This window comes from Kribbella antiqua, from assembly GCF_004345665.1.
GTDB classification, from domain to species: domain Bacteria; phylum Actinomycetota; class Actinomycetes; order Propionibacteriales; family Kribbellaceae; genus Kribbella; species Kribbella antiqua.
Genome location: NZ_SLWR01000013.1, coordinates 92,997 through 108,638 on the forward strand (window position 1 = coordinate 92,997; position 15,642 = coordinate 108,638).

The window sequence follows — 15,642 nt, forward strand, 5'->3', positions numbered from 1 at the left end:
CCAGGATTGCTCCGAGAAGCACTCACCGACGTCTGGAGGCACCATGAGCACCATCCCGACCAGCGCGACTCGCTCGGCGAGCCCAGATCGGGCTGCCGGCGTACGGGATCTCAGGGCGTTCCAGCGGAAGGTGGCTGCCGCTGTGCTCCTGGTCCCGGCATTGAGCATCGGCTTCGCCAGACTCTTCCAGGTCGACGACACCGACACCCGGAAGGCATTGGAACTCGTCGCCACCGACCCAGGCCGGCAGTTCACCTTTGCGCTGCTCGGTTATGTCGGCATCCTCACGATCGTGCCAGCCTTCCTTGCCGCCGCGAGACTGGCCAGGCGCCGCCGCCCTGTGCTGGCGATGATTGCGCTCGGGGTCAACCTGCTGGCCTATTTGGGATCGTGGGCCATCGGTGCCGTCGACAACCTCTACCTGGTCGGCGGGAAGCTACCGGTCGAGCAGCGGGACACCGCTGCTGTCGTGATCGACAAGATGTGGGCCGAAGGTCTCGCCGGTGTCAGCACCGGAGTGTTCGTGCTCGGGCACGTTTTCGGAGCGATCCTGATGGCATTCGCCCTCCGGGGGAGCATTCCGACGATCGGCTGGGTCGCGATGCTGCTCACCACTCCTGCACACGTCGTCGCGTTCGTCGTGCTGCAGATGCCGGTCTTGGACATGGCCGCGTGGATGCTCATGGCGCTCAGCTTCGGCTACTGCGCCCTCACCATCCTGCGGACCGCCGACGACGAGTGGGACCTGCCGCCGCGTCGCCAACGCTGAGCACGCCAGCGACTCCGGCCGCCGCTGAGCTACCAGGGCCGATACCCGGCCGGACCCCAAACCCACACCGAGTTAGACATTCGTGGAAGCACCTCAGGAGGTGGTCGACATGAACCCCAGTAGCGAGACCGAGCGCAACAAAGCGGTGATCTGCCGTTTCGTCGAGGAAGTTCAGAACAAGCAGGACTGGGCCGCATACGACGAACTCAACGACCCTGACTTCGTAAACCTCAGCGCGCCGCCCGGAGCACCGGCCGACCGCGAAGGTGGAAAGATCTTCCTCCAGGCGCTCGCGGCGGCTTACCCGGATGCGATGTTCACGATCGACGACATGTTCGCCGAGGGCGACGCCGTGATCACCAGAAAAACGTTTACGGGGACCAACGAGCGTGAGTTCATGGGAGTGCCCGCCACAGGTCGACGGGTCAGCCTCCAGTACGTGGACATCATGCGTGTCCGTGACGGCCGGATCATCAATCACTGGAATGTCTTGGACCAGCTCAGCTGGATGGTGCAGCTCGGCTTGATCCCTGACCCCTCCGGTTCGTCGTCCGCGTAGCCGGTGGCCCGGTGGGACTCGAACCTGGCACGGAACCGTGTCATTTCACCGTGATGATGAGCCTGCCGCGCGTGCGCTCTGCGAAGGCGGCGGGGGCGGCGGCCAGGTCGCGGACGGCCGTGACAAGCGGTGTGAGCCGCCCATCGCGGAGGCGAGCGGCCAACTGTGCTAACTGTTCGCGGTTGGGCTCGACGACGAAGAAGAATGCCCGGCCGTCGCGGGGATGGATTGTCGGGGGATCGGCGACGGTGACGAGGGTGCCGCCGGGCCGTAAAAGGGTGGTGGAGCGGTCGCGGACCTCGCCGCCGATGACGTCGAGCACCACGTCGACCTCGCCGGCGTCCTCCAGGCGGTCGCTGTCCAGATCGAGGAACTCGTGGACGCCCAGGGTGCCGGCCAGGTCCCGGTCGGAGGCTCGGCCGGTGCCGATGATGCGGGCTCCGGTCTCGCGGGCCAGTTGTACGGCGACCGAGCCGACGGAGCCGCCGGCGCCGTGGATGAGGACGGTTTGGCCTGTGTGCAGGTGGGCGTGGTCGTACAGCGCTTGCCAGGCGGTCAGGCCGGGCATCACCAGTGCGGCCCCGGCGGTGTGGTCAACGTCAGCGGGGAGCGGAGCCAGGTTGCGGGCCTCCACGGCGGCATACTCGGCGAGCGAACCGTTGCGGCGCCAGTCGGTCAGCCCGAAGACTCGCTGACCGACGGTCACACCGGTGGTGCCATAGCCGAGCTCGACGACCACACCGGACAGCTCGTGGCCGAGGACGCTCGGGGTGCGGTCGCGGCCGGCGCGGTCGGTCCAGGTCCCGGGCCACTCGGGCTCGCCGCGGAGAAAGCCGGCGGCGTGGACCTGCACGATGACGTCGTTCTCGGCGGCGTCGGGGTAGGGCAGCTCGGTCAGGGACAGCCCGTAGCCCTCGACTTCGCGGTCCCGGACAGTGATGGCACGCATGAAGGTCCTTGCAGTGGTCGTTGTGCTGGCTCCACTCGACCCTACGCAGCCGCCGCCCGCGATCGGAGGGCCATTCGGAGGCGGTTTCGATGGGCCACCTAGGCGGGAGTGGGCCCATGATCGTAGGCCAGCCCGGCCGTACTCAGCGGCTTGCGCGACCTCGCGGTCAGGACAGGATGAAGTAGCGGAGCCAGAGGTATGGGGCTGCGACGAGGATCGTGATCGCGGTGATCACGACGCCCTTGCGGGTGAAGTCCCAGAAGCTGATCGGGTTGCCGGCGCGGAGGGCGATGCCGATGACGACGACGTTGGCGCTGGCGCCGATCGCGGTGGCGTTGCCGCCGAAGTCCGCGCCCGCGGCGAGTGCCCACCACAAGGCCTGCGCGTGGCTGGGGTCGGAGACGTTCTTGGCGAGTTCGAGGACGACCGGGCTCATCGTGGCGACGTACGGGATGTTGTCGACGATGCCGGACAGGACCGCCGACACGGTCAGGATGAGCATCACCGCGAGCAGCGGCTTGCCCTCCGTCGCCTTGCCGACCTGGTCGGCGAGGTCACTGATCACCCCGGTCTTCACCAGCGCACCGACCATGATGAACAAGCCGGCGAAGAACAGCAGGGTCTGCCACTCGACGCTGCCCATGTAGTCCTTGGTCGGTACGCCGGAGGTCAGCACCAGCAGGCCGGCCCCGAGCAGCGCCACCACCGACGGCTCGACGTGGAACACCGCGTGGCCGACGAACCCGGTGAAAACGAGGAGCAGTACGGCGCCGGACTTGAGCAGCAGCCGAGTGTCCTGGATCGCCTCGCGCTCGTTCAGCCGCAGCACGTTGTCCACCCGGTCCGGGTCGGCGGTGAACGAGCCCTTGAACAGCCAGGGCAGTACGAGCGTGAACACGATCAGCTCGATCACGACCAGCGGTGTCATGTGCGCCAGGAAGTCGTTGAAGGTGAGGCCGGACCGGCTGGCGATGATGATGTTCGGCGGATCACCGATCAGGGTGGCGGCGCCGCCGATGTTCGAGGCCATCACCTCGGCGATCAGGAACGGCACCGGGTCGATCCCGAGCCGGTCGCAGACCAGCAGCGTGACCGGTGCGATCAGCAGCACGGTGGTGACGTTGTCGAGGAAGGCCGACGCGGTCGCGGTGATCAGCGTGAGCAGGATCATCACCCGCAACGGCGACCCCTTGGCTCGCTTGGCCGCCCAGATCGCGACGTACTCGAAGACGCCGGTACGGCGGAGCACGCCGACGATGATCATCATCCCGAGCAGCAGGAAGACGACGTTCCAGTCGATGCCGGTATCCGGGGAGTAGAACGCGTGCTCGGAGTCGGTGACGCCGAGGGCGAGAAGGACGGCTGCACCACCCAGGGCTGCCAGCAGCTTGTGGGTCCACTCGGTCGCGATCAGGACATACGCAACGACAAAGACCACGACGGCGACGACGGTCACGTCATCACCCGGCCGTCACTCAGTGCGGTGCGACCACCAGCTCCAGGAGCCGGGACGCGGTGATCGCGCCCACGATCTCCTTGTCCTTCACGACAGCAACGAGGGGGCATCGCAACCGGGCCATGATCGCGGCCACCTCGAGGACTGTGTCGTCGTGATTCACCACCGGGAGCTCGAGCGGCTCCGACGGCAGCAGTTTGCGGACGGTCACGCCGGAGAGCTTGTCTGCCACCTGGTCGGCCAGCGACTCGTCGATCACCCGGGCCAGCGACGGATCGTCCTGCACGTAGCTCGGTACCAGGAACCGGACCACCTGCGACGCCGGCAGCACCGAGTGAGGTTTCCCCTTCTCGTCGACCACAATCAGCCCCGGCAGTCGCCGCGAAGCCAGCAACTCGACCGCCTCGCGTGCATCCGTGTCCAGGTTGACCACCGGGTAGTCCTCGGCCATCTGCTGTCCGTGCACACCTGCACGATACGCCGGTCAAACGAGGCTTGGGCAATGTCGCAGGGCCATTACCGTGGCCGTGTGCTGCCGCCAGCGTCATGCCGCCTCCGAGGATCGTCGACCAGCCCGCACCCCGGCTGGAGGCGGGCACTGCCGACCAGGCTTCCCGGCACACCGGCCCCAAGCCTCTCCTATCCGGCGGTGCCGGCGCAAACGATCAGGAACGGCGAGTCTGCCGGGCGCCGAAGCCATTGCCGTCAGCAACAGTCCGGCGTGCTCGCGACTCCGGCCGGTGCATTACGCCATGGCGAGCCTGTCGGCCAGGGATTCGAGGTCGGGAGCGGTCAGGTCGGCCGGCAGGAACGCCTGCGGATACGGCGTCCGCCTGCGATCCAGGTAGTAGCCCAGCAGCCCGGCCCGCCGAGCTCCGTCGATGTCCCACGGGTGTACGGCGACCAGCGCCATCCGATCCACCTCTGTCTTGCAGACCTCGGCGGCGTACCGGTAGGCCGCGGCGTCCGGCTTCCAGCGGCCGGGCTTCTCGACGTCCAGGCGATGCTCGAGCAGTTGGAGAACTCCGGCCTCGGCGAACATCTGTTCCGACATCGCCGCCGCGCCGTTGGTCAAGGTGATCAGGCGGAACCCGAGTTCGCGTAGCCGCGTGAGCCCGGGAGCAACGTCCGGATGTGCATGCAGTTGGGTGAATCCGGACAACACACTGCTGATCACCTCGTCGGTCGCGTCGAGCCCGGCGCCGACCAGCATCGAGTGGAGCAGGTCGCTGCCGATTGTGCGGAAGGCGGCGTACGAGCCGGCGGCTGTGAGTGCGAATCCGTCCCGGAGCGTGGCTGCGAACCAGGCGTCCAGAGCATGCCCGGGCATCCCCACGGCCTCGAAACGGGCGCGCAAGGGTTCCAGATCGGACAGGGTCTCGTTGACGTCCAGTACCAGTACTTCGGGCCGTTGGTTTGTCACCATCGCGGCATACCCCTTATCTTGGATTGGTCGTTCCAAGATAAGGGGTGTGGCGTGCCGGATGTCAAACACTTCGACGCGGATGAAGCGCTGGCAGCGGTCGAGCTGCTCTTCTGGCGTCAGGGGGTGACCGCGACCGGGATCCAGGACATCGTGTCCGCGACCGGGCTGAGCCGGTCGAGTCTCTACAACGCCTTCGGCAGCAAGGAAGAGCTCTACGCCGCAGCGCTTCAGAGGTATCTCGACGAGCGCTCCCGGCCGATGTTCGACCGACTCGCCTCCGACGATCGCGGCCTGCCGGCAATCGCCGACTTCTTCGACCGCCTGATCCGCCTCCGCTGCACAGGTCGTCATGCTCGCTGGGGTTGCCTGATCTCGAATGCCCACACCGAGCACTCCAGCGAACCCGCTCGGTTGCTGCTCGACCAGCACCACGGAGGCCTCCGCGCTGCATTCGAGGCGGCCCTGGAAGTTGCCCGAGGCAAGGGCGACCTCCGCCCGGGCCTCGATCAGGCCGGGGCCGCCGAGATGCTCACCCTCCTCGCGTACGGCGTCAACCTCCGCTCCCGGTCCGGCGCCGCACCCAAGGACCTGAAGGCGGGCGTCGAAACCTGCCTCCACACACTCGCAAAGCACCCGCTCGGGTTCTGAGCGAAACTCGACAGACTGTCAGACGGGGGCCGCCTCTCCGGCCGAGGTGACCGCCGCCGCCATGGAGCGGGCGTGGGTTGTGGTGAGGACGATGAGGGCTGCGGTGAGGTGGAGTAGTCCTTGCCGGAGCTCGTGGCCGAAACTTGCGTACGCCAGGTACGACGCCACAGGTACGGCGAGCCACTCGGCCCGGCCGGCCAGTACGGCGAGTGCGATCAGCGGAAGGCCGTACCAGGGATAGGTCGGCGTGGTCAGCAGGAGTGCGGCGCCGTACAACCAGCAGCAGGTGACGGCGATCGGTTGCCGGCCGTGCAGGCGGATCGCCAGCACCGCGAGGGCGATCGCGAGGACTCCTGTCACGATCTGCCGGGCCGCGGGAGGCAACACCAGCGCGAGGATCGCCGAGCGGGAGCTGCCGTCGGAGAATCCTTCCTGGCCGAGATAGCCGGGCAGGAATCCGAGCACCAAGGTGCCCACGGCAAGCACCTGTGGAAGGTAGCTCGCAACGAAGGCGCCCACGGCAACGATCGGGGTGGTGAGGCTCTGCCGCCGGAGCGCTGTAAAGGCCGGCAGGAGGAGCAGTGGCAGGAGTTTCACGCCCGCGGCCGCGCCGAGCAGGAGACCGGTGACAACCGGTCTTCGGCGAACGGCGGTGACGAGTGCCGCAACGATGAGGCCGGCCGCAAGAACGTCGACGTGGGCAGCGCTGCCGGCTTCGAGAGCGACCATCGGGGACCACCCCCACAGCACCGCCCAGCGAGGGTCCCGGTCGCGACGCCGTAGCTCGGTGGCCAGGAGTGCTGTCACACCGACCGCGAGCGCCGCGGCAGCCAGTTGGAGTCCGAAAGTCCCCGCCGACCACGGGGTGAGGAAGGCCACGACGGTGAAGTAGGCCTGGGCGACCGGCGGGTAGATCGTCGGCACCCGAGGACGATTGATACGTGTTCGGGGATCATCGGCCGACACTGCGGCAAGCGCGGCCGCATCATGCGGGACGCGCGGTGGACCGGTGACGCCAGTTCGATCCTCGGGCGAAAGGCCGGGGAAGAGTATCGGGTCACGAAGCCGCGCCAGTGAGTCGTCCAGCGGTACATGAGAGTACGGCGAACTACCGGAGAGCTGGACACGTCCGTCCCAGACGTAGCGGTAGGCGTCTGTACTGGTGATCGGCGCTAGGGTCAGACCGGGGAGCTGGCAGGCCCCAGCGAAGAGAAGGACGCCGAGCAGCACCCGGGGACCCGGTCGATGACGGGTGATCAGCCAGGTGATCCCACCTAGTAGGAGCGTCGCCGCGAGCAGAGTGAGGTTCGGCCACCAACTCGCAGCGGCGGTGGTTATCACAGCCGTGCTACCCATCAAGGCGATCAGTCCACCGACCGCAAGCGGCAGGCCTTGCCCGCGGGACGCCACGGACATCACTGAGTCCGGTGAAGCTCGGCCACCGGGGCTCGACTCCGGCGGGAGACTTCTGCCCCACGGCGGAAGGTGAGGAACACTCGGCCGCCCGCACGCCATTCCTCCGCCGCGATGAGCCCGGCGGTGCGCGCGTACCGGACCACCGCGCGACTGCCAACCCTTGCCCAGGGCAAGGGATTCGACCGGCGCCCGGACACGCCGCGCAGCACGATCGCACTGGTGTCGTCGAGAGTGTCGTCCGGATCGACTTCGACCAGCACCAACCCGTTCGGCCGGACAAGCTCAGCGCATCGCCGCAACAAGACGTCCGGGGCGCCTCCGATCCCGATGTTGCCGTCCATCAGCAGGGCGCTTCCCCAGCGACCTTCCCCAGGAAGTGGCTCGTTCACCGCCCGGCGCAGAGCCGCGGCCCCTCGACTGGTGGTAAGCCGGACGGCGTGCGCCGAGATGTCGACGCCCAGCGCCGGGATCCCCTGCTCGGTGAGCGCGAGGACGATCCGCCCGGGACCACATCCGATGTCCAGCACTGGTCCCTCGCAGCGGCTCAAGGCGATGCGATCCACCGCGTCAGCGGGCGCCCGCCAGCGATCCAGGTCGGACAGCCCCGGAACAGTGCGCCCGTCGGAGCCGGTGACAACCACTCGCCCGCCTTCGAGCGCCCGCTCGAAGAGCAGGACGGGATGGGCCGCGTGCTGTAGCCGGCGGTGCAGCCGCGACATTCGCAGGTGGGGAAAGCCGGCGGCGATCGCGGCCGCGTCCTCCGGGGTGTCCATGTCGCGAAGCGTCGGCAGCAACTTGACCCGGTACCCGAGGAGCTCGAGCCTGGCCAACTGGGCGGCGCCGGTGTACTCGGTCGACATCGGTACGCCGACGAGTGCGCGCCGATCGGGCTCGCGAAGGCCAAGACACCAATAGCCGCCGTCCTCGGTCAGCCCCAGTACGGCATCGTGCCCCGACCAGTCGGCTCCGAGGAGCGCGGGAGTCACCTGCGGGGTGTCCATGCCGATCAGGAGCATCGGCGATCCGTCGTACGCGTCCTCGAAAGCCGCGGCCAGGCGCTCGTCGAGTCCGTTGCCGTGCTGGGCGATCACGCAGAACCCGTCCGGCAGCCATGGCCCGGCCATCCCGTCCAGCGCGAGTACGTGGCGCGGCACTGGCGTCTTCCGTACGGCGGCCAAGGTGTCGGCGAGCGAGGCCCGGGCTAGGGCGGCTGCTTCGTCCGGGGTGAACTCTGTCTGCAGACGGGTCTTCACCTTGCCAGGCAGAGGTTCCTTCGCGATCACGATCACCGTGCCTGCGTTCATGCGGACAGCACCTTGGTCATGTCCTTGACCGCCCGTACGGCGCCAAGCGGCGTACCGGTGACCTTCGAACGACCTGACCGTGGCAGGTAGTCCACCTCGACCTCGTCGATCCGCCAACCGGCATCGGCTGCCTTCACCACCGTTTCCAGCGGATATCCGGATCGCCTGTCGGTCAACGCGAGCTCCAGCAACGCCTCGCGGCGGGCGGCGCGCATCGGGCCGAGGTCGTGCAGGCGGACCCCGGTACGGCGACGGATGCGGCGGGCGAGTTCGGCGTTGGCGAGACGGAGGTGCCAGGGCCACGCATCGCGCGTGACCGGGCGGCGGCGTCCCAGCACGAGATCGGCCCGGCCGGCGATCACCGGAGCGGTCACCCGGACAAGCTGACGCGCGTCCAGTGAGGCGTCCGCGTCGAGGAACGCCACCACCGGGGCGGTCGCGGCTTCCAGACCCGCGTGACACGCAGCGCCGTACCCACGAAGCTCACACGAAATCACGGTCGCGCCCAGCCCGGCGGCGATCCCAGCCGAGCCGTCGGTCGAACCGTTGTCAACGACAACGGCCCGGACGCCCTCCGGCAATCGGTCGAGCACCCACGGCAGAGCAGCGGCTTCGTTCAGACACGGAAGGACCAGGTCGATCACGACTGCGGCTCGCTTACGGTGGAGGCGATGCCGGCGGCAAGGTCGTACGACGGCTTCCAGCCCAGCTCGGCCTTGATCCGGTCGGAGCTGGCGGTGATGTGCCGGACGTCACCCAGGCGGAACCGCCCGGTGATCACCGGCGCCGGTCCGCCGTACGCGCGGGAGAGCTCAGCCGCCAGCTCCCCGATGGTGTGGACGGTCCCGCTCCCGACGTTGTACGCCGCGACCTGTGGATGGTCGGCCACGGCGGCCGCTGCCACGGCCGAGGCGACGTCGCGGACGTGGACGAAGTCGCGGCGCTGCCGGCCGTCTTCGAAGACCTGCGGCGGTTCGCCCCGCTCGAGGCTCGAGCGGAACAACGCCGCGACTCCGGCGTACGGCGTATTGCGCGGCATCCCCGGGCCGTAGACGTTGTGGAATCGCAGCGCCGCGACCCGGCCGCCGGTCTCTCGGGCCCAGGCCGAGGCGAGGTGTTCACCGGTCAGCTTGGATGCCGCATACGCGTTGCGTGGATCGGGACAGGCGTCCTCGTCGACCAGCCCCGGCTGGAGGAACTCCCCGCAGTACGGACAGGGCGGTTCGAAGTCTCCTTGCGCCAGATCCTCGATTCGCCGGGGCCCGGGAGCGACGCGGCCGTGACGGGCGCATTCGTAGCGACCTTCGCCGTACACGACCATCGAGCTCGCATAGACGAGGTGCTCGATCCTGAGGCGGCCCATCTGCCGGAGCAATACCGCGGTGCCGAGGCTGTTGCTGCTGACGTAGTCGTCGATGTCGTTCAGGTCGACGCCGAGCCCCACCTTCGCTGCCAGATGCACGACGACGTCCACGCCCGCCAGCGCGGCGGTGACCGCATCGGCGTCCCGTACGTCGGCCACGACGAGGTTCTGCACCGCCGGCGGCTGATCGTGAACGTCGGCGCGGAGGGAGTCGAACACGGTGACATCGTGGCCGCCAGCAACGAGTTGGGCCAGCACGGGCCGGCCGATGAAGCCGGCACCTCCGGTGAGCAGGACCTTCACGCGGACCGCCGATCGGCCGCGGTTCCGTCGAGTGCATGACGGCACGTACAGTCGACATCCGGTTTGGGCAGCTGGGCGATCACGTCGGCGAGGAGAACCTTGAGTCGCTCGATGCTCCGGCCGAACACTTCGAAGACTTCAGCCTGGGTGACGCCCTCCCCGGCCGCCACGCCGGCGTCGTGGTCGGTGACCACCGCGAGCGAGGTGTAGCAGAGCCCGAGCTCGCGGGCGATCGACGCCTCGGGTGCACCGGTCATGCCGACCACGGACCAGCCCTGCGCGGCGTGCCACTGCGACTCCGCGCGGGTGGAGAACCGCGGACCGTTGATCACCACCATCGTGCCGTCCGGAACCACGTTGCCCAGAGCAATCACCGTGGCTCGGCCGGCCGGGCAGTACGGGTCGGCCGGCGAGGTATGGACCACCGGATGCGGCGGACCGTCGTACAGGGTGTGTTCGCGGCCCCAGGTGCGGTCGACGAACTGATCGGGTACGACGAAGGTGCCGGGGGTGAGCTCGGGACGCAACGACCCGACCGCGCAGGGACCGAGGACCTGCCGGACGCCGAGCGCGTGCAGGGCCCAGAGGTTCGCGCGGTAGTTCACCCGGTGCGGCGGGAAGCGGTGGTCGGCGCCATGCCGAGGGATGAAGGCCACCTGGCGGCCGTTCACGTCGCCGACGACGGGAGCCTCACTGGGCAGGCCGTACGGCGTCTCGACCGGCACCGGACGTGCGTCCTGCAGAAACGAATAGAAGCCGGATCCACCGATCACACCGATCTCTGCCATGGCCCCGACCCTAGGGCTGCTCATCCCGCCGGTGACTCGATCCGGCCGATCCGTCAGCGCGCCGTAACCGGATGACCAGTGCCAGCACGCCGACCAGAACGATCGTCGCCTCCAGCACCAGCCAGTCACGGAGGTAGTTGCGCGACAACACGGTCGGATTCACGCCCTTGCCTTGGCGGAGCAGCAACGGAATCGCGATGAGCGTGGTGACTCCGACGTACAGGAGCGTCGCGCGGACAGTCGTCCAGCGGGTCAGTAGCCATCCGGCGCCGATGGCCAGCGGGATCAGAAGGAAGTCGTCCACCAGTACGGCGCCGCCCAGCCAGAGCGGCAGCCGGATCAGGGCGTCGGTGCTCAAGCTATGCAGCAACAACCACAGGCCCCACAATCCGCAGGCGACACCGCAGACGGCCATGACCTTCCTCACGGCAGCACCTCCAAACGGTGGACCCACTTCGTCTGCAGGACTCCGGGCCGGTTGGGCGCGATGATCCGGGCGGGGAAGCCGTGGTCGAGGTCCAGATCGCTGCCGTTCAGCCGGAGGGCGAGCAGGGTCAGCGGATCGGCGGCGAACTGCGGCGGAAGTTCGCTGGTCGTGTAGAAGCCGTCCTGCTCCATCGAGATGACGCGCACACGGGAGGACATCGGCGCACCGCACAGCGCCAGCAGGTCGCGGATGCGGACACCTTCCCACCGAGCTCCCTGACTCCAGCCTTCCACACAGGCGATCGGCAACGCGGATCGGTTCTGCGGCAGAGCGCGCAACTCGTCAAGCGAGTACTCGAGCTGCTTTGGCCCCCTGACGGTGAGTCGCCAGTCGGCATCGACGGCGGTCACTCCGGCGTCCCGGGCCGTTCGGTTCACCGGCAGACCTTGCGGGCCGATCCCCGGCTTGCGTGGTGCCAGTACGGCGATCGACCCGAGAACCGGCGCCGATTGGCCGACCGAGGCGATCCCGACCAGTGCCCCGGCGCCGGCGACGGCTCTGAACATACTGCGCCGGCTCAGGCCGGTTCCCTGGCTTGCTTCGCGGTCGGCCGCGGTCCCGCGCCAGTGGCTCGTGATCAAGGGGAACTTGATGGCCAGGTGGACGAGCAGGGCGCCGACGATGATCCAGGCGAGGGCGTAATGGGTCTGCCGGAACGGGAACGGCCACGGATACCACTGCAGGGTGTTCAGGAACCCGGTGAACAGTTCTAGTGCCAGCGCCGACACCAAGACCAGGATGGACAGCCGCTCGACGATCATGCCCGCGGCTTTCCGGCTCGGTGGCCACGGTGGTCTGGCGAACAACTTCGGATAGACCGTCCACAACTTCGCCAGCAACAACGGAACAGCCATGGTTCCGCTCAGCACATGCAAACCCTGTGTCACCCGATAGAGCGACGCCGGCCGGGTGGGGATGAACAGCCAGCCGGGTCCGGACTGTTGCAGATGGCTGAACAGCCCGGTCAGGAAGCAGACCGCCACTGCGACCCCGAGCCACCGCCCGATTACGGTCGCCACCCGCGGATGATGCAGCGGAGATGAGAAGGACTGCTCCGTCGGAACGCGCAAGCTCATGCATCCATCACAACCCGGGTGCGCGCTCTGGTGGATCGTCCGAGCGCTGACGGTTCCCTTACGGGCGGGAATCCGTCGCAGCCATCCGGCCGATGGTGAAGAACTCAGCGGCTCCTCGTGTAACGCCTGGCTCGTGGCCGGCACTGATCCAACAGATGTGTCCGTGTCGCGGAACTGCTCTGAAGGAGACGTCACGATGCCCGAGTACGACGACCTGCGCGCACTGTTCATCAACTGCACCCTGAAGCGCTCACCGGCGGTCAGCCACACCGAGGGCCTGCTCGAACTCAGCCGGCGGATCATGGAGAAACAAGGCGTCGAGACCGAGGTGATCCGGGCCGTCGACCACGACATCGCCACCGGCGTCTGGCCCGACATGACCGAGCACGGCTGGGCAACCGACGCCTGGCCGGCCATCCAGGAGAAGGTGATGGCGGCCGACATCCTGGTGATCGCCGGGCCGATCTGGCTGGGCGACAACAGTTCGGTGACCAAGCGGGTGATCGAGCGGCTCTACGGCAACTCCTCGATCCTCAACGAGGCCGGTCAGTATGCGTACTACGGCCGCGTCGCCGGCTGCCTGATCACCGGCAACGAGGACGGCGTGAAGCACTGCGCGATGAACATTCTGTACTCACTGCAGCACCTCGGGTACACGGTCCCGCCGCAGGCGGACGCCGGCTGGATCGGGGCGGCCGGGCCGGGTCCGTCGTACCTGGACGACGGCTCGGGCGGTCCGGAGAACGATTTCACCAACCGCAACACCACCTTCATGACGTGGAACCTGCTGCATCTGGCCCGGATGCTGAAGGACGCCGGCGGGATCCCGGTGCACGGGAACCAGCGGTCGGAGTGGGACGCCGGCTGCCGGTTCGACTTCGAGAACCCGGAGTACCGCTGACCGTTCTCCTGTACCGTCGGCTGGATGGGGGTGGTGTTGCCGGCGGACGACGTACTCGTGGCCGGTCTGCGGGCCGGGGACGAGGAGATGTTCGCGTGCGTGCTGAACGGCTGGTCCGGCTCGATGCTGCGGCTGGCGCGGTCCTTCGTGTCGACTGCGGCGAGTGCGGAGGAGGTCGTCCAGGACACCTGGCTCGCCGTCCTCGAGGGCATCGGGAGGTTCGAGGGCCGGTCCTCGCTGCAGACCTGGGTCTACCGGATCCTGGTCAACATCGCCCGCAAGCGCGGCTCGCGGGAGCACCGGACCGTCCCCTGGACCAGCCTGGCACCGTACGACGGCCCGACGGTCGACCCGAGCCGGTTCCGCGACGGGGACGACCGGTACCCGGGCGGCTGGCGAGTCTTTCCGGAGCATTGGCCGAACACGGAGAACGAGGTACTCGCGCACGAGGTGAGAGCGACTGTGGCCGCGGCGATCGAGAGCCTGCCGGTCCGGCAGCAGGTGGTGCTGACCTTGCGCGACATCGACGGACAGAGCGCGGAGGACGTGTGCGCCTTGCTGGACATCTCGATGGCCAATCAGCGGGTCCTGCTGCACCGGGCCCGCGCGGCGGTCCGCGGCCGGCTCGAGCAGTACTTCGCCTCGACGGCTGGAGTTGAGCGATGACGTGCGCCGAGCTGGTAGAGCTCGTCACCGCCTTCCTCGACGGTGCGCTGGACCCTGAGACAGAGCAGCGGTTCGTCGAACACCTCGCGATCTGCGACGGCTGCGAGACCTACGTGGAGCAGCTGCGGCAGACCATCGCCGAGGTCGGCAAAGTGCAACCGGAGAGCCTGTCCGACGAGACCCGCGACCGGTTGCTGACCGCGTTCCGCAACTTCCACGTGTAACAGAAGGGTCGTCCGGCGGCACTGATCTCTGCAGGGAGGGATCATGCCGGACGTCGAATTCACCAACCTGTTCGCGGTCGCGTTGATCGCACTGCTCGCGCCGCTGCTGCTCGGGCTGGCGCCGCGCCTGCGGGTGCCGGCCGTCGTACTGGAGATCGTGGCCGGGATCGTGGTCGGTCCGCACGGGCTCGGGCTGGTCGACGTGGACGAGCCGGTGCAGATCGTGTCGCTGCTGGGGCTCGGGTTCCTGCTGTTCCTGGCCGGGCTGGAGATCGACGTACACCGGCTTCGTGGTCGTGTGCTGCGATTGGCGGCGCTCGGGTATCTGGTGACGCTGGCGCTGGGAACCGTTGCTGGGTTGGGATTCTCAGCAGCTGGATGGGTCCGGAGCCCGCTGCTGTTGGCTGTGGCGCTGTCCGCGACCTCGCTCGGTTTGGTGGTTCCGGTGCTCAAGGACGCCGGGAAGGTTGACAGCACGGTCGGGCAGTTCACGATCGCCGCTGCCTCGGTCGCCGACTTCGCCGCCGTACTGGTGCTGTCGCTGGTGTTCTCGACCGAGGGTGGCAGCGCCGGCGAGCGGTTGGTCATGGTCGGGCTGTTCGCGCTGCTCGTGGTGGTCGCCGGGATCGTGGTGGCGACGGCCGGGCGGTCTCAGCGGATCGGGGGTGTGTTGGTGCGGTTGCAGGACACAACGGCCGAGATCCGTGTTCGCGCCGCGGTCGTGCTGCTGGTCGCCTTCGTCGCACTGGCCGAGCAGTTCGGGTTGGAGACGATCCTCGGCGCGTTCCTGGCCGGCGCCGTCGTCGGACTGGTCGACCGCGACGCGAGCTCGCACCCTCGCTTCCGGATCAAGCTCGAAGCGCTCGGGTACGGCTTCCTCATCCCGGTCTTCTTCGTCACCAGCGGTCTGCGACTCGACCTCGGCGGGTTGGTCGACGACCCGGCCGCCCTCGCCCGGGTTCCGCTGTTCCTGCTTGCGCTGCTCGTCGTACGCGGTGCCCCTGCCCTGCTGTCGATCCGCTCCCTCGGCGGCCGATCGACGGCAGCCGTAGGACTACTGCAGGCGACGTCGTTGCCGTTCATCGTCACCGCGACGCAGATCGGCGTACTGACCGGGTTGATGGCTCCTGTCACCGGCGCCGCTCTGGTTTGCGCCGGTTTGCTGTCGGTCCTGATGTTCCCGTCAATCGCCCTGCTGCTGCTCAAGCAACCGGTCTCCGCGGCGAGCATCCCTCCCCGATGACAGGCTTTCTCATTCATCGCGCTGGTACCGCGTGGCGTGTAGCCACGCGGTACCCGACCTGTTG

Annotated in this window: 18 protein-coding genes; 7 read left to right on the top strand and 11 right to left on the bottom strand. The window is 68.1% G+C overall.

Going from position 1 to position 15,642, the window contains the following annotated elements; genetic code table 11:
• Positions 1-43: 43 nt before the first annotated feature.
• Positions 44-769 (top strand): hypothetical protein, encoded by a 726-nt coding sequence (locus EV646_RS32190; RefSeq protein WP_132155353.1) that lies wholly within the window; start codon positions 44-46, stop codon positions 767-769.
• A 109-nt stretch (positions 770-878) separates the two neighbouring features.
• The gene (locus EV646_RS32195) at positions 879-1,328 is read left to right on the top strand and encodes an ester cyclase (RefSeq protein ID WP_132155355.1); all 450 of its coding nucleotides are present in this window, start codon (positions 879-881) and stop codon (positions 1,326-1,328) included.
• Positions 1,329-1,368: 40 nt separating this feature from the next.
• Here the strand turns inward: EV646_RS32195 and EV646_RS32200 are convergent, their stop codons facing one another.
• From EV646_RS32200 to EV646_RS32215, 4 genes are all read right to left on the bottom strand, one after another.
• Positions 1,369-2,277 carry an NADP-dependent oxidoreductase gene (locus EV646_RS32200; RefSeq protein WP_132155357.1) on the bottom strand — a complete coding sequence of 303 codons (909 nt, stop codon included), beginning with the start codon at positions 2,275-2,277 and terminating at the stop codon, positions 1,369-1,371.
• A 166-nt stretch (positions 2,278-2,443) separates the two neighbouring features.
• Positions 2,444-3,733, bottom strand: a complete 1,290-nt coding sequence (locus EV646_RS32205) for an ArsB/NhaD family transporter (protein WP_132155359.1) — start codon at positions 3,731-3,733, stop codon at positions 2,444-2,446.
• Positions 3,734-3,752: 19 nt separating this feature from the next.
• Entirely contained in the window at positions 3,753-4,199 is a 447-nt protein-coding gene (locus EV646_RS32210) for a CBS domain-containing protein (RefSeq protein ID WP_132155361.1), read from the bottom strand.
• Positions 4,200-4,478: 279 nt separating this feature from the next.
• The gene (locus EV646_RS32215) at positions 4,479-5,159 is read right to left on the bottom strand and encodes a haloacid dehalogenase type II (RefSeq protein WP_132155362.1); all 681 of its coding nucleotides are present in this window, start codon (positions 5,157-5,159) and stop codon (positions 4,479-4,481) included.
• 51 nt (positions 5,160-5,210) lie between these two features.
• On the opposite strand from EV646_RS32215, the gene EV646_RS32220 reads away from it, so the two are divergent.
• Positions 5,211-5,807 (top strand): TetR/AcrR family transcriptional regulator, encoded by a 597-nt coding sequence (locus EV646_RS32220; RefSeq protein WP_132155364.1) that lies wholly within the window; start codon positions 5,211-5,213, stop codon positions 5,805-5,807.
• Positions 5,808-5,825: 18 nt separating this feature from the next.
• On the opposite strand, the gene EV646_RS39075 is transcribed toward EV646_RS32220, so the two are convergent.
• From EV646_RS39075 to EV646_RS32255, 7 genes are all read right to left on the bottom strand, one after another.
• Positions 5,826-6,731 (bottom strand): glycosyltransferase 87 family protein, encoded by a 906-nt coding sequence (locus tag EV646_RS39075; protein WP_158291077.1) that lies wholly within the window; start codon positions 6,729-6,731, stop codon positions 5,826-5,828.
• Between the two features lie 491 nt (positions 6,732-7,222).
• Positions 7,223-8,527, bottom strand: a complete 1,305-nt coding sequence (locus EV646_RS32230) for a DUF2064 domain-containing protein (protein WP_132155368.1) — start codon at positions 8,525-8,527, stop codon at positions 7,223-7,225.
• Positions 8,524-9,171 carry a glycosyltransferase family 2 protein gene (locus EV646_RS32235; protein WP_199237323.1) on the bottom strand — a complete coding sequence of 216 codons (648 nt, stop codon included), beginning with the start codon at positions 9,169-9,171 and terminating at the stop codon, positions 8,524-8,526. The genes EV646_RS32230 and EV646_RS32235 overlap by 4 nt, the downstream gene beginning before the upstream one ends.
• Positions 9,168-10,193 carry an NAD-dependent epimerase/dehydratase family protein gene (locus EV646_RS32240; protein ID WP_132155369.1) on the bottom strand — a complete coding sequence of 342 codons (1,026 nt, stop codon included), beginning with the start codon at positions 10,191-10,193 and terminating at the stop codon, positions 9,168-9,170. Before EV646_RS32240 ends, EV646_RS32235 begins: the two co-directional genes overlap by 4 nt.
• Positions 10,190-10,981, bottom strand: coding sequence for an S-methyl-5'-thioadenosine phosphorylase (locus EV646_RS32245; RefSeq protein WP_132155371.1), 792 nt, complete (start codon positions 10,979-10,981; stop codon positions 10,190-10,192). The genes EV646_RS32240 and EV646_RS32245 overlap by 4 nt, the downstream gene beginning before the upstream one ends.
• Positions 10,982-10,991: 10 nt before the next feature.
• On the bottom strand, positions 10,992-11,408 hold the full coding sequence (locus tag EV646_RS32250) for a hypothetical protein (protein ID WP_132155373.1): 417 nt from the start codon (positions 11,406-11,408) through the stop codon (positions 10,992-10,994).
• Positions 11,405-12,487 (bottom strand): molybdopterin-dependent oxidoreductase, encoded by a 1,083-nt coding sequence (locus tag EV646_RS32255; protein ID WP_241996465.1) that lies wholly within the window; start codon positions 12,485-12,487, stop codon positions 11,405-11,407. The genes EV646_RS32250 and EV646_RS32255 overlap by 4 nt, the downstream gene beginning before the upstream one ends.
• 253 nt (positions 12,488-12,740) lie before the next feature.
• On the opposite strand from EV646_RS32255, the gene EV646_RS32260 reads away from it, so the two are divergent.
• From EV646_RS32260 to EV646_RS32275, 4 genes are read left to right on the top strand one after another with little or no spacing between them, the layout of a single operon-like run.
• Entirely contained in the window at positions 12,741-13,445 is a 705-nt protein-coding gene (locus EV646_RS32260; protein WP_132155377.1) for a flavodoxin family protein, read from the top strand.
• 24 nt (positions 13,446-13,469) lie between these two features.
• Positions 13,470-14,111 (top strand): RNA polymerase sigma factor, encoded by a 642-nt coding sequence (locus tag EV646_RS32265; RefSeq protein ID WP_132155379.1) that lies wholly within the window; start codon positions 13,470-13,472, stop codon positions 14,109-14,111.
• A complete protein-coding gene (locus EV646_RS32270) occupies positions 14,108-14,335 on the top strand; it encodes an anti-sigma factor family protein (RefSeq protein ID WP_132155381.1) in 228 nt (75 codons plus the stop codon). Before EV646_RS32265 ends, EV646_RS32270 begins: the two co-directional genes overlap by 4 nt.
• Before the next feature lie 43 nt (positions 14,336-14,378).
• Positions 14,379-15,578: a cation:proton antiporter gene (locus EV646_RS32275; RefSeq protein ID WP_132155383.1), complete on the top strand. Its 1,200-nt coding sequence runs from the start codon at positions 14,379-14,381 to the stop codon at positions 15,576-15,578.
• Positions 15,579-15,642: the final 64 nt, after the last annotated feature.